We start from the raw sequence: 12519 nt of genomic DNA, 5'->3' as shown, positions 1-12519 counted from the left end.
CATTGGACAAATTGGTGATTGAAGGCGGGAAACCCCTCTCAGGATCCATACGCATCCATGGAGCAAAAAATGCCGCTTTACCGATTATGGCCGCAAGTTTGTTGGCAGATGGAGAAGTTACACTGCACAACGTTCCGTACTTGTTGGACATTGAAGTGATGCTGTATATCCTGGAACGGCTTGGATGCACGTGTCGGCATGAACAGGGAACAGTGACGATAGATACATCGTCTATCCGGTCATATGATGTGCCTGAGGATCTCATGAAACAGATGCGTTCTTCCATTTTTTTAATGGGACCATTGTTGGCTAAGTTTGGGCAGGTATCTGTATACCAGCCAGGTGGATGTGCCATCGGGGAACGTAAAATTGATCTTCACCTCCGGGGCCTTGAATCGCTCGGAGCTTTGATTGAAGAGCAGGATCAGCAGATTATCTGCCATGGCCGCAACCTGGTGGGTGCAGACATTCATCTGGATTACCCCAGTGTAGGGGCTACTGAAAACATTATGATGGCAGCCGTTATGGCTAAGGGTACAACAACTATATTTAATGCCGCCAGAGAACCGGAGATACAGGACCTGCAGCATTTTCTGAATGCCATGGGTGCACGAATTATTGGCGCCGGAACGGATACGATCACGATCAATGGGGTAGAGAAATTGAATCCTTGTTCATATGAGATTATACCTGATCGGATCGTTGCCGGAACCGTGATGATTGCAGCAGCAGCAACGAGAGGAAATGTAACGCTTACACACTGTAATCCGGCACATCTTACTTCACTTATACATGTGTTGAAGCGCATTGGTGTTCAAATCACAGTCTGCAATGATATAATGACAGTGAGCTGTATGAGCCGTCCGAAATCCGTAGACCGTATTGTGACTTCTCCATATCCTTCGTTTCCAACAGACCTGCAGTCGCAAATTATGGTGCTGCTGAGTCTGGCAGACGGTTTTAGTGTTATGAAGGAGACGGTATTCGAGGGCCGCTTCAAACATGTGGAAGAGCTGAATGTAATGGGTGCTGATATTTCGGTAGACCTGAATGCAGCATTTATCCGTGGTGTTCCCCGTTTGTACGGGGCTACAGTGGAAGCAACCGATTTGCGTGCAGGTGCGGCATTAGTCATTGCTGGTCTTGCTGCTCAGGGCAAAACGGTTGTGGAGCAGGTGCATCATATTGACAGAGGGTACGATCGCATCGAGAAGCTCTTCCAGAGTCTTGGAGCTTCCGTTGAGCGACAGTCCGCCGTTTCGAAACAGCTTGATTTTGCCAATTAACGTCCTTTGAGTCCCCTTCTTTAATAGGGAGGGGACCAGAGGCTTTGTGGAGCGCGACCTATGCCTAAAAATCAAATTCCGGTTCTCAAGAAGAATCGACCTAAACGAAACACCAGTCGTAAAATTGTTGTTATTCTCTTACTTCTTTTTATTGTATTACTTGCTGTATTATTCTTTCGTTCTTCGATGAGCCGGATTTCAGCCATCCAGATTACGGGTAATGTATACACAACGACTTCGGAGCTACTGGAAAAAAGTGGTTTGAAAGAGGGCGAACAGTTTTTTGGGACAAGCTCGGCTGATGTAATTGAGCGTCTGAAAACCATCAAAGCTGTATCAACCGTAACTGTGGATAAGCAGTTTCCTGGCATTATTCATATTCAGGTCCAAGAGTATCCGACGGTTGCGTACGAACTCGATTCTGACGGTACGCTTAAAGCGATACTTGCAAGTGGGACAAGCCTAACGGTTCCAGCCACGATCGGAGTTGCGGTGGAGAAACCGATTCTGACCCAGTGGAAGACGGATGATCCCCTTAAAGCCAAGCTGAGCGAGACATTGGCCAAAATTCCAAATGAACTAACGACAGATATATCGGAAATCATTCCGAATCCTACACCGTCATTCCCGGATCAGATCCGATTGTATACCAAGTCACAGTTTGAAGTGATTACAACGGTCTCTCTATTGTCGGATAAAGTGGAGTATCTAAATCAAGTCATTGAGACGGAACGGCCGGGTAAAATCACAATGCTTGAGGCCGATACGTATGTGCCTTTCATTCCTGATAACCCTGAAGAAGATGCAGAGCCAGGAGCAACACCCTGATTTTCGCCCCCATTCAGCGGAAATGTACTCAAAAACCAGGCGGGATCGGGGTTTAGCCCCTTTTATCAGTGAAAGTTGTTCTTTCTGAGATGAAGAAAAAATGATACACTTGAACTTATGGCACCTGAGTTGCCTCCTTCTTTTTTCTTCAAGGTTTTATGTCTCGCAACCCAGATCTTGGCACCCAAAAACATTGTAGAAAAAAGAGGGAAAGCCTAAAGTGTGTTGAATATGTTTTAAGAGTGTTTAAACCCGAACGTATTTTACTATTGGAGTCAGGAGGTGCCACAGACTTGAGCAACAATGACATCATTGTTAGTTTGGACATCGGTACATCCAAAATTCGCGCTATTATTGGGGAAATGAATAATGGAACCTTTAATATTATTGGAGTTGGATCTGCCGACTCGGAAGGAATTCGCAAAGGTGTAATCGTAGATATCGATCAGACGGTGCAATCAATCCGCAATGCAGTGGATCATGCAGAACGTATGGTAGGTATTCAAATATCCGAAGTATATGTTGGAATCTCGGGAAATCATATCGGACTGATGAGCAGTCACGGTGTCGTGGCAGTATCTAACGAGGATCGTGAAATCGGAGAAGAAGACATGGAGCGGGTGTTGAAAGCAGCCGAAGTGATTGCGGTTCCGCCGGAACGGGAAATTATTGATGTTGTCGCCAAGCAGTATGTTGTAGACGGCTTGGAGGGCATTCAGGATCCCCGTGGTATGATTGGTGTTCGTTTGGAGGTTGAGGCGACGATCATCACGGGTGCAAAAACCGCGATACATAATCTTTTGCGCTGCGTGGAAAAAGCGGGTCTGAAAGTAAGTGATCTGGTACTCATGTCACTTGGAGCAGGTCAGCTGGCTTTGTCCAAGGATGAAAAAACGATGGGGTCTGTACTTGTTGATATTGGAGCAGGTGCTACAACCATTGCCATCTTCGAAGAAGACAGTCTCGTTGCAACTTCAACGCTTCCGATTGGCGGGGAATTCGTAACCAATGACATTGCCTATGGTCTCCGTACATTAACGGATCAAGCCGAAAAGGTTAAGTTGAAATATGGTTGCGCATGGCTGGATGATGCTGCGGCGGATGTCATGTTCAAGGTAACGCGGATTGGCAGTAACGTAGATAAGGAGTTCTCTCAAGAGGATCTGGCGGCTATCATTGAACCCCGAGTTCAGGAGATATTCCAGATGATTTCTCAAGAAGTGAAACGCCTTGGTTACAATGATCTTCCCGGAGGTTATATACTAACGGGAGGTACGGTCTCTATGCCGGGTGTCTTACAGGTAGCTCAGCATGAGCTTGCTGCTTCAGTACGAGTTGCGGTTCCGGATTATATTGGTGTGCGTGATCCTGGATACACAAGCGGAGTCGGTATTTTGCATAGTGTAATTCGCAGTTTGCGTATTCGTCCCTCGATCAACAGCGGTGGTGGAAGTAACAACAATAATAACAATAAGAAACCGACCAACCGTACTAAGCCGAATGCGGCTCAGGAATCGGAGCAAAAACCAGGTCTCTTCGAGCGGCTGAAAAATATGTTCAGCGAATTTATATAACAGGTTGAATCCATTTCATACATTCTTGAAGCCGTCTGAATGCGCTGGTTCTAAAATAAACGCTTTCGTTCGTTGATATATGAAATGGATTCGGTTCAAATCAAAAATTGGACGGGCCATCCATGCACATTGAGGGGGAGATGGAATAATATGTTGGAATTTGATTTCGAGATGGAGAGCTTGGCTCAGATTAAAGTCATAGGTGTAGGCGGCGGCGGAAGCAATGCGGTCAACCGTATGATCGAAAATGATGTACAAGGTGTTGAATTTATTACGGTGAACACGGATGCACAGGCATTACACCTGGCAAAATCCGAGCATAAATTGCAAATCGGTGATAAATTGACTCGTGGTCTTGGTGCTGGCGCCAACCCGGATGTAGGTAAAAAAGCAGCAGAAGAATCCCGTGATCTGATCATGAACACGTTGAAAGGTGCAGACATGGTATTTGTAACCGCTGGTATGGGCGGCGGTACAGGTACAGGTGCGGCTCCGGTTATCGCCGAGATCGCCAAAGAATGTGGTGCACTTACAGTGGGCGTGGTAACTCGTCCGTTCACGTTCGAAGGACGCAAACGTTCCAGCCATGCTGAGCAAGGTATTGAAGCACTCAAGGAAAAAGTGGATACACTGATCGTCATTCCAAATGATCGTTTGCTTGAAATCGTAGACAAGAAGACACCAATGCTTGAAGCTTTCCGTCAAGCGGATAATGTTCTTCGTCAAGCGGTACAAGGTATCTCTGATTTGATTGCAGTACCGGGTCTGATTAACCTTGACTTTGCAGACGTGAAAACAATTATGACGGAGCGCGGTTCAGCTTTGATGGGAATCGGTGAAGCTACCGGTGAGAATCGTGCGGCTGAAGCAGCTCGTAAAGCAATTATGAGTCCTTTGCTGGAAACATCCATTGAAGGTGCGCGTGGTGTTATCATGAACATTACAGGTGGAATTAATTTGTCCTTGTATGAGGTGAATGAAGCAGCAGAGATTGTTACATCTGCTTCCGATCCGGATGTGAACATGATTTTCGGTGCCATCATTGATGAGGACCTGAAGGAGGAGATTAAAGTTACGGTTATTGCAACCGGCTTTGAGGACAAGCCTGCTTCGCCTCCACCAGTACGCAAACCTGCTCCAGCGAGTGAGCCTGCGGATAACCGTTCGCCCAACTTGCGTCCGTTCGGAAATCAGCCGAGCAGCAATGATCAGCTGGATATTCCGACATTTTTGCGCAATCGTTCACGCAATAATAACAACGATTAATACTTCGATAGATCTAAATGAAGACCCGGTGCTCCAGATGGAGCGCTCGGGTCTTTTTTTGGTTTTTTTTGATTTTGCTTATCATCATACCACACCATACCTGAACAAATTCTGAAAAACGGGCCTGAGTAATTCCGACAAAAAAAGTTGAAACGCTCCCCCCATGATTAGACAGACTTTGAAAAGTGCGCTCCGTATACTTGTGAATATGCTCATGAATATCGGGATACCGTTATTTCGATATGTTGCGCGCAGGCAGGTGAATGAGTGTGGTAGTTTATGTGGATCTTATTTTTTTGACGAACCTGTGTATTGACGGTGCACTTATCGGGTTGACGGCCTGGATGCGTAAAACGAAGCTGGTCTGGTGGAGATGGTTCCTGTCCGCGATTGTGGGTGCGTTGTATGTCGTCATGATGTTTGTGCCGGAGTTTGATTTTATGTTCACCTTTTTGATCAAGTTTGCACTGTCTCTGGTGATGTTAACGATTGCTTTTGGGTTTAAGGGTCTGCAGGCTTTTTTACGGACCTTGGGCACCTTCTATGTGATCAATTTTGTCGCCGCCGGGGGAATTCTGGGTGTGCATTACATGCTTCAGAGCTCTGGGGAATTGTTTAACGGCATTTGGTTTACGGCATCGGGTGGAATGTCATTTGACCTGAAAATCGCCTTTTGGTTCACATTTGTCGTATTCTTTGCTGTGCTTTTTTTGTTCAAAGCAATACAAAGCTCGAAACGAAAAACAGATCGAATGACAACGTACTTGGGCAAAGTGGAGGTTTCCATCGACGAGGTCATCATTTCTTGTACAGGCCTTCTAGATACCGGGAATCAACTCACGGACCCCCTCTCGCGCATGCCCGTCATGGTGATGGAGGTATCGTTGTGGCAAGCCATGCTACCTGCTGCATGGAAGGGCAGGTTGAAGGATGAGGCGCCGGACAACCTTATTATGGAGCTGAATCAAGAGGATTTCCACTGGCAGGATCGATTAAGGCTTGTACCCTATCGGGGCATTAACAAGGGCACTGCGTTTATGCTGGCAATAAAGCCAGACCGGGTAAGGATAACGATGGATGAGATGTGTTATGAGACAACAAAAGTATTAATAGGGTTGGATGGGGGTGTGCTGTCATCCGATGGAAAATACCAGGCCGTGATTCATCCTGAGCTTGTGCAAGACGCTGCTTCTGCGCAGTCTACGGCTATCTCTGCGGGAGCAACAGAAAAGCCGCTGAATGTGGTATAGGAGGAACGTACATGCTTGTAAAATGGAAACTGGTGGCACAGCTGCAATACTATCGTTTATTATTCCTGCTTGGTTTGAAGAGTGAAGAGATTTATTACATTGGAGGCAGTGAGGCACTGCCTCCCCCATTGACACGGGAAGAAGAGGAATTTTTGTTGCAAAAGCTGTCTTCAGGGGACTCGGCGATCCGTGCCATGCTGATTGAGCGGAACCTGCGTCTGGTGGTGTACATCGCGCGCAAATTCGAGAATACAGGTATCAACATTGAAGATCTGGTTTCCATTGGTGCGATCGGACTAATCAAAGCCGTAAATACATTTGACCCGGAAAAGAAAATCAAACTGGCGACGTATGCATCGCGTTGTATTGAAAATGAAATATTGATGTACTTGCGCCGCAATAATAAAATTCGTACGGAAGTTTCTTTTGACGAACCCCTCAACATCGATTGGGATGGAAATGAACTATTATTATCCGATGTGTTGGGTACAGAGAACGATACAATCTATCGGAATATTGAAGAACAGGTAGACCGAAAGCTTTTGCATAAAGCCTTGGAAAAATTAACCGAGCGTGAACGAATGATTATGGAGCTTCGCTTTGGTCTGACGGATGGGGAAGAAAAGACACAAAAGGATGTCGCAGATCTGCTTGGAATCTCTCAATCCTACATCTCTCGTCTCGAAAAAAGAATCATTAAAAGACTACGTAAGGAGTTCAACAAAATGGTCTGAAAAGGAGCATTTTCCGTAATGGGTATTAATGGCAAGGGTGCCAAGTACGAATAAAAAAGCCTGCCCCGGAGATAATGTACATTAATGTTTCTCCTTGGGAGGTAAATCACGATGACCCGAAACAAAGTCGAGATTTGTGGCGTGGACACCGCAAAATTGCCTGTCCTCACCAACACAGAAATGCGGGAATTGTTTCATTCCCTTCAGCAGCACCATGATCGCTCAGCAAGAGAGAAATTAGTGAATGGCAACCTGCGCCTGGTGCTCAGTGTCATTCAACGCTTTAACAATCGGGGGGAGTTTGTCGATGATCTGTTCCAGGTTGGATGTATCGGCCTGATGAAAGCCATTGATAATTTTGATTTATCCCAGAATGTCAAATTTTCCACCTACGCGGTGCCGATGATTATCGGTGAAATCCGTCGATACCTGCGCGATAATAACCCGATCCGGGTATCTCGCTCTTTGCGGGACATTGCTTATAAAGCGCTTCAGGTCCGTGACAGCCTGACGAATAAAAATTCCCGTGAACCGACGATATTCGAAATTTCTGAAGTACTAAATGTGCCGAAGGAAGATGTGGTTTTTGCATTGGACGCCATTCAGGACCCGGTTTCGCTCTTTGAACCGATCTATCATGATGGCGGAGATCCGATCTATGTCATGGATCAGATCAGTGATGATAGAAATAAGGATGTATCGTGGATTGAGGAAATCGCACTGCGCGAAGCGATGCACCGTCTGGGTCAGCGCGAAAAGATGATTTTGTCCATGCGTTTTTTCGAAGGGAAAACCCAGATGGAAGTGGCTGATGAAATTGGAATTTCCCAGGCGCAAGTATCACGTCTGGAGAAATCGGCTATACAGCAGATGCAGAAACATGTGAAGTCGTAACATGACGTGAACCACAAGAGGACGATCAGAGGAGGATATTCTTTCCGTTGATCGTCTTTTTGCTGTTATAGAAAAATGGGGGTGGCATCGGATTCATTCTGGATTCGTTTGAAAAACAGGACATTATTCGCGTCTGGAACATATAGTGTATAGAAGCGTAGAACGGGCAAAAGCGGATTAGGCGGGGGGCGTAGGAAATGAAAGTGAACACAGGTGAAACGGCAGAACGGGGCATGAAAATTTCTGATTTTCAGACCAAGGATGTCATTAACATTACAGATGGTAAACGTCTGGGTCAGATTAGCGATTTGGAGCTGGATCTGAAGCAGGGACGAATTGAAGCTATTGTTGTACCAGGTTACAGCCGATTTATGGGTCTCTTTGGAGGAGGAACGGATCTGGTGATCCCCTGGAGAAACATCGTGAAGATTGGATCGGATGTCATCTTGGTAAAAATGGATGAGATGAAGGAAAATACTTATGATGAGCGTGACCGTGAAGCCCGCTTGTATGATGAACAACAGAACCAACGAGTAGATCGTGTGGAACGTATTGAACGAATGAATCGCAGCCAGCGCCGTACGATCTAACCGAGACAGAATGGGATTCATTTGGTACACTGGAAGTGGTGAGGTGAGATGATGGAACCGTTTATTTTGGAAAAAGACATACTTGAAGGGTCTGACAGCCCAAACTCAACCGTTGGAACTGACCCGATGTTATTATATGTGGAGCCATGGAGACAGCAATTTGACCAAATGAAGGCCGGATTTACGACAAGGCAGGGTGGTATCGGAAAAGCGCCTTATGCCAGCCTCAACGTGGCTTATCATGTGGGTGATGATCCGGCAGATGTACTCCATAACCGAAGACTTGTAACGGAGAAGCTTGGCTTTCCGGTTGAAGCGTGGACCTGCGGAGAGCAAGTGCACGGCAAAGATGTCGCTGTAATTACAGCTCAAGATCGGGGCAGAGGTTTGCTGGATCGGCAGTCTGCGTTGCAGGATTCGGATGGATTGGTCACCAATGTGCCGGGTGTGCTGCTGACTTCTTTTTATGCAGACTGTGTGCCCCTCTATTTCTATGACCCCGTACAACAAGCAGTGGGGCTTGCTCATGCCGGATGGAAAGGAACGGTTGCAGGTATTGCCCAATCCATGGTGGAAACGATGGAGCGGGAATATGGAAGCAGTAGAGAGGATATTCGTGCCGCCATCGGTCCCTCGATTGGGGATTGCTGTTATGAAGTGGATGAAGCGGTCATGCAGCATGTACGGGTTTGGTTTGAACATTCCCCGGGTAATGATAAATACAAGGATTCTGCATTTAACAAAGTGTATCAGCCGACCGAAAACGGTAAAACGATGTTAAACTTGAAAGAATGCAATCGACACATTATGATGATAGCAGGAATATTGCCGGATCATATCGAATGTACAACTTGGTGTACAAGCTGCCATCCCGAGCTTTTTTTCTCATATCGCAAAGAAAATGGCATTACCGGGAGAATGGCGAGCTGGATTGGGCTGGAAGAGAGGTGACCCTCTGTGTCATTGGAGGAGCGTATACAACAGGTAAATCAGAAGATCGAAGCCGCGTGTCAACGCAGTGGCCGTCATCGTGAAGACGTAAATGTAATTGCAGTCACGAAATACGTCTCACTTGAAACGACGGGATCTGTACTTGACCATGGTCTTGAGCATATTGGAGAAAACCGCTGGCAGGATGCACAGGCCAAATGGGAAGCATTCGGTCAACAGGGCACCTGGCATTTTATCGGTCATTTACAGACGAATAAGGTGAAGGACGTCATTGGTAAATTCCGTTACATACATTCACTGGATCGTTTGTCCTTGGCCAAGGAGCTGGATAAAAAGGCCGCTTCTCTTGGCATACAGGTAGAAACGCTTATACAGGTGAATATTTCAGGTGAAGAGAGCAAATATGGCTTGCAGCCTGAAGAGGCGAGTTCTTTTTTGCGTGAAATCCGTTCGTTCAACAACCTGAAGGTCATCGGCTTGATGACCATGGCACCCCATGAGGAAGATCCGGAGCTTACACGTCCCGTATTTCGTGGACTGCGTGAGCTTAGAGACCATTTGAATGGACAGGCGTTGACAGCAGAGCCGTTGACCGAGCTATCGATGGGCATGTCGAATGATTTTGAAGTGGCGATTGAAGAAGGGGCAACCTGGGTTCGGCTGGGATCGATTCTCGTAGGAAAAGAGGAGGGTTCACGATGGGCGTAATTAATAAATTTATGAATTTCATTGGGCTTCAGGAAGAAGAAGAAATTGTGGAACGTGAACGGTTGGCGGCACAAGATGAGAATGAAACGGATCAACAGGAAGCTGAAACCTCAAGTCTAGATAAACGTAGAAACCAAAGGGGCAATAATGTGGTGAGCATTCATTCCCAGAAAAATGTTAAAGTCGTTCTTTATGAACCGCGTTCTTATGACGAAGCTCAGGAGATTGCCGACCATCTGCGCTCCCATCGTACGGTTGTTGTTAACCTGCAGCGGGTTCGTCAGGATCAGGCATTACGCGTCATTGATTTTTTGAGTGGCACGGTGTATGCACTGGGCGGCGGTATTTCAAAAATTGGTGGCAACATTTTTCTCTGTACGCCAGATACGGTTGAAATTCAGGGAGCAATTACGGAAATACTGGCTGACAGCGAGCAAGATTATAACAGAATGAGGTGAGCCGCTTTTGGAGTCGTTAGTTAATATTTTGGGTTTTGCATATCAGATTTACTTTTACATGGTCATTGTCTACATATTGATGTCATGGCTTCCCAACGCAAGGGAGAGCTTCATCGGTGAATGGCTGAGCAAGTTAGTGGAACCTTATCTAAGTCCTTTCCGTCGATTTATTCCGCCTTTGTTCGGTATGCTGGATATTTCCCCAATTGTGGCGCTGATCGTTCTTCAACTCGCGCTTAATGGGCTGGTTTCCATACTCCGGTATTTTGCATAGTAGGGTAGGGTGAACATAGATGAGCGGTGAATTTTACGAGCATTTTAGCAGCGATGAGCGTGATTTTGTGGATAAAGCTTCGGAATGGGTTGAACGTGCAGGCAAGCTTCATGACATGAAGCTAACTGACTTTCTTGATCCCAGACAGGCTTTTATTTTGCAAACGCTTGTGAATCGTCGAGCTGATGTCCAGATTCGTCTGGACGGTGGTTATGAAGCAGCTGAACGCAAACGTGCGCTGGTAGCACCAGATTATCGCTATCTTGACGATGAAGATATGGGTATGCAGGTGTTGAGTATCACGTCTGATGATCAGAAAATCTCGGAGCTGGAGCATGGGGACTATATGGGTTCCCTGCTTGGGCTTGGGATGAAACGGGGAAAGATTGGGGATATCCAAGTGCTGGAGGACGGTTGCCACACCGTGGTGGCGTCGGAAACCGGCGCTTTTTTATCGCTTCAACTGAATCAGGTACATCGGGTACATGTGTTCACTGAGTTGCTGGCAATGGATCAGATGAAATGGTCTGAGAGCAAACTGGACACAATGGACATTACGGTTGCTTCATTGCGTTTGGATGGCATCTGTGCAGATGTGTATCGACTTAGTCGGAGTAAAGTTCTGGTTCCAATCAAGGCTGGCCGTTGCCGTGTGAACTGGAAAGTGGAAGAAGATCCATCCAAACAGCTGAAGACTGGGGACGTCGTATCCATTCAAGGTTTTGGTCGTTTCAAGGTACTGGAACAAGATGGCATGACCAAGAAGGGACGCTGCCGCTTAAAAATCGGTAAATTTGCCTAAGTGTGTTGCAGGAAAACCTGCTTTCTTGTCGAATTGTTTAAGGTAAAGGTGCAAAAAAACATTCGGTGTTTCCGATATACATTAAAGTGCAAAGGTTGATATGACCGTCTATAAGGATCAGAGTCTGATTCTGCATTCCGTATAAGTGGCCAGAATTGGCCATCATATATACGGCCCCTTGGGTGGAACCCATATGCTGCAAACCTTCTCGGTACGGGAAGGAACTTTTACAGGAGGTGGACAGCATGCCATTAACGCCGCTGGACATACACAACAAGGAATTTTCCCGACGCTTGCGCGGGTATGACGAGGATGAAGTCAATGAATTCCTAGACCAAGTCATCAAAGATTACGAAGGCGTCATTCGCGAGAATAAAGAGCTGAGCAATCAGTTGCTGTCCGTTCAGGAGAAACTTGATCATTTTTCAACGATCGAAGAGACGCTGAGCAAAACGATCATTATTGCGCAGGAAGCTGCGGATGATGTGAAGAGTAATGCGAAAAAAGAAGCACAGTTGATCGTGAAGGAAGCAGAGAAAAATGCGGATCGGATCGTAAACGAGTCGTTGTCCAAATCACGCAAAATTGCTATGGAAGTGGAAGAACTGAAAAAGCAAGCATCAATCTATCGCGCTCGTTTCCGTACGCTTGTTGAAGCACAGCTTGAACTGCTGACCCAGGATGGTTGGGAAGTGCTGGAGAGCCGTGAGCAGGAAGTGCGTGACCGTGAGCGGGAGATGAAAGAAATTTATTAGTCTGCCGCCTGGTTGACTTTTGCCTGCAAAGAGGCTATAACTATATTCATAATGAATAGTGATTCCATGACGGGTTCAGTACGTTATGATCTCATCCCTCAGAGAGTTGGCATTTTGGTGCAAGCCAATGGATGAGTTATAGCCGAATA

Annotated in this window: 14 protein-coding genes and 1 other annotated feature (1 of these 15 running past the window's edge); all 14 genes read left to right on the top strand. The window is 46.4% G+C overall.

What is annotated here, in order from left to right:
- Nucleotides 1–2 precede the first annotated feature (2 nt).
- The 14 genes from murA to ACR32F_RS22830 all read left to right on the top strand — a co-directional run bounded on the left by murA (nt 3) and on the right by ACR32F_RS22830 (nt 12370).
- Nucleotides 3–1286, top strand: coding sequence for a UDP-N-acetylglucosamine 1-carboxyvinyltransferase (gene murA / locus ACR32F_RS22895; protein WP_440111066.1), 1284 nt, complete (start codon nt 3–5; stop codon nt 1284–1286).
- Nucleotides 1287–1346: 60 nt separating this feature from the next.
- Nucleotides 1347–2114, top strand: coding sequence for a cell division protein FtsQ/DivIB (locus ACR32F_RS22890; RefSeq protein WP_440111064.1), 768 nt, complete (start codon nt 1347–1349; stop codon nt 2112–2114).
- Nucleotides 2115–2407: 293 nt separating this feature from the next.
- Entirely contained in the window at nt 2408–3688 is a 1281-nt protein-coding gene (gene ftsA, locus ACR32F_RS22885; RefSeq protein WP_440111062.1) for a cell division protein FtsA, read from the top strand.
- Between the two features lie 150 nt (nt 3689–3838).
- Nucleotides 3839–4954 (top strand): cell division protein FtsZ, encoded by a 1116-nt coding sequence (gene ftsZ, locus ACR32F_RS22880; RefSeq protein ID WP_440111060.1) that lies wholly within the window; start codon nt 3839–3841, stop codon nt 4952–4954.
- 269 nt (nt 4955–5223) lie between these two features.
- Nucleotides 5224–6204 carry a sigma-E processing peptidase SpoIIGA gene (spoIIGA, locus tag ACR32F_RS22875; protein ID WP_440119990.1) on the top strand — a complete coding sequence of 327 codons (981 nt, stop codon included), beginning with the start codon at nt 5224–5226 and terminating at the stop codon, nt 6202–6204.
- Between the two features lie 11 nt (nt 6205–6215).
- Complete coding sequence (gene sigE, locus ACR32F_RS22870; protein ID WP_094937303.1) at nt 6216–6938, top strand: RNA polymerase sporulation sigma factor SigE; 723 nt, start codon at nt 6216–6218, stop codon at nt 6936–6938.
- Between the two features lie 111 nt (nt 6939–7049).
- Nucleotides 7050–7832 carry an RNA polymerase sporulation sigma factor SigG gene (gene sigG / locus ACR32F_RS22865; protein WP_440111057.1) on the top strand — a complete coding sequence of 261 codons (783 nt, stop codon included), beginning with the start codon at nt 7050–7052 and terminating at the stop codon, nt 7830–7832.
- A 197-nt stretch (nt 7833–8029) separates the two neighbouring features.
- Complete coding sequence (locus ACR32F_RS22860; RefSeq protein ID WP_440111055.1) at nt 8030–8422, top strand: YlmC/YmxH family sporulation protein; 393 nt, start codon at nt 8030–8032, stop codon at nt 8420–8422.
- Between the two features lie 51 nt (nt 8423–8473).
- A complete protein-coding gene (gene pgeF / locus ACR32F_RS22855) occupies nt 8474–9373 on the top strand; it encodes a peptidoglycan editing factor PgeF (protein ID WP_440119989.1) in 900 nt (299 codons plus the stop codon).
- A 6-nt stretch (nt 9374–9379) separates the two neighbouring features.
- Entirely contained in the window at nt 9380–10081 is a 702-nt protein-coding gene (locus tag ACR32F_RS22850; protein ID WP_440111053.1) for a YggS family pyridoxal phosphate-dependent enzyme, read from the top strand.
- Nucleotides 10072–10539 (top strand): cell division protein SepF, encoded by a 468-nt coding sequence (locus ACR32F_RS22845; protein ID WP_440111051.1) that lies wholly within the window; start codon nt 10072–10074, stop codon nt 10537–10539. Before ACR32F_RS22850 ends, ACR32F_RS22845 begins: the two co-directional genes overlap by 10 nt.
- A gap of 7 nt (nt 10540–10546) precedes the next feature.
- A complete protein-coding gene (locus tag ACR32F_RS22840; protein WP_440111049.1) occupies nt 10547–10813 on the top strand; it encodes a YggT family protein in 267 nt (88 codons plus the stop codon).
- Between the two features lie 19 nt (nt 10814–10832).
- The gene (locus tag ACR32F_RS22835) at nt 10833–11615 is read left to right on the top strand and encodes an RNA-binding protein (protein WP_440111047.1); all 783 of its coding nucleotides are present in this window, start codon (nt 10833–10835) and stop codon (nt 11613–11615) included.
- Between the two features lie 245 nt (nt 11616–11860).
- Nucleotides 11861–12370: a DivIVA domain-containing protein gene (locus ACR32F_RS22830; RefSeq protein WP_440111045.1), complete on the top strand. Its 510-nt coding sequence runs from the start codon at nt 11861–11863 to the stop codon at nt 12368–12370.
- Between the two features lie 57 nt (nt 12371–12427).
- Nucleotides 12428–12519 (top strand) — a binding site (T-box leader) (it continues 205 nt past the right edge of the window).

Origin of the sequence: Paenibacillus hebaui, from assembly GCF_051934385.1 — a bacterium.
Lineage (GTDB): Bacteria > Bacillota > Bacilli > Paenibacillales > Paenibacillaceae > Paenibacillus.
The sequence above is the reverse complement of the archived record's forward strand: the minus strand, read 5'-3'. Positions and strand labels throughout refer to the sequence as shown.

Bases quoted from the DNA above. Each gene is read 5' to 3' on its own strand.
- sigG (WP_440111057.1), top strand. From the start codon at position 7,050: ATGACCCGAAACAAAGTCGAGATTTGTGGCGTGGACACCGCAAAATTG.
- ACR32F_RS22830 (WP_440111045.1), top strand. From the start codon at position 11,861: ATGCCATTAACGCCGCTGGACATACACAACAAGGAATTTTCCCGACGC.
- ACR32F_RS22835 (WP_440111047.1), top strand. From the start codon at position 10,833: ATGAGCGGTGAATTTTACGAGCATTTTAGCAGCGATGAGCGTGATTTT.
- pgeF (WP_440119989.1), top strand. From the start codon at position 8,474: ATGGAACCGTTTATTTTGGAAAAAGACATACTTGAAGGGTCTGACAGC.
- ftsZ (WP_440111060.1), top strand. From the start codon at position 3,839: ATGTTGGAATTTGATTTCGAGATGGAGAGCTTGGCTCAGATTAAAGTC.
- ACR32F_RS22845 (WP_440111051.1), top strand. From the start codon at position 10,072: ATGGGCGTAATTAATAAATTTATGAATTTCATTGGGCTTCAGGAAGAA.
- ACR32F_RS22860 (WP_440111055.1), top strand. From the start codon at position 8,030: ATGAAAGTGAACACAGGTGAAACGGCAGAACGGGGCATGAAAATTTCT.
- ACR32F_RS22890 (WP_440111064.1), top strand. From the start codon at position 1,347: ATGCCTAAAAATCAAATTCCGGTTCTCAAGAAGAATCGACCTAAACGA.
- sigE (WP_094937303.1), top strand. From the start codon at position 6,216: ATGCTTGTAAAATGGAAACTGGTGGCACAGCTGCAATACTATCGTTTA.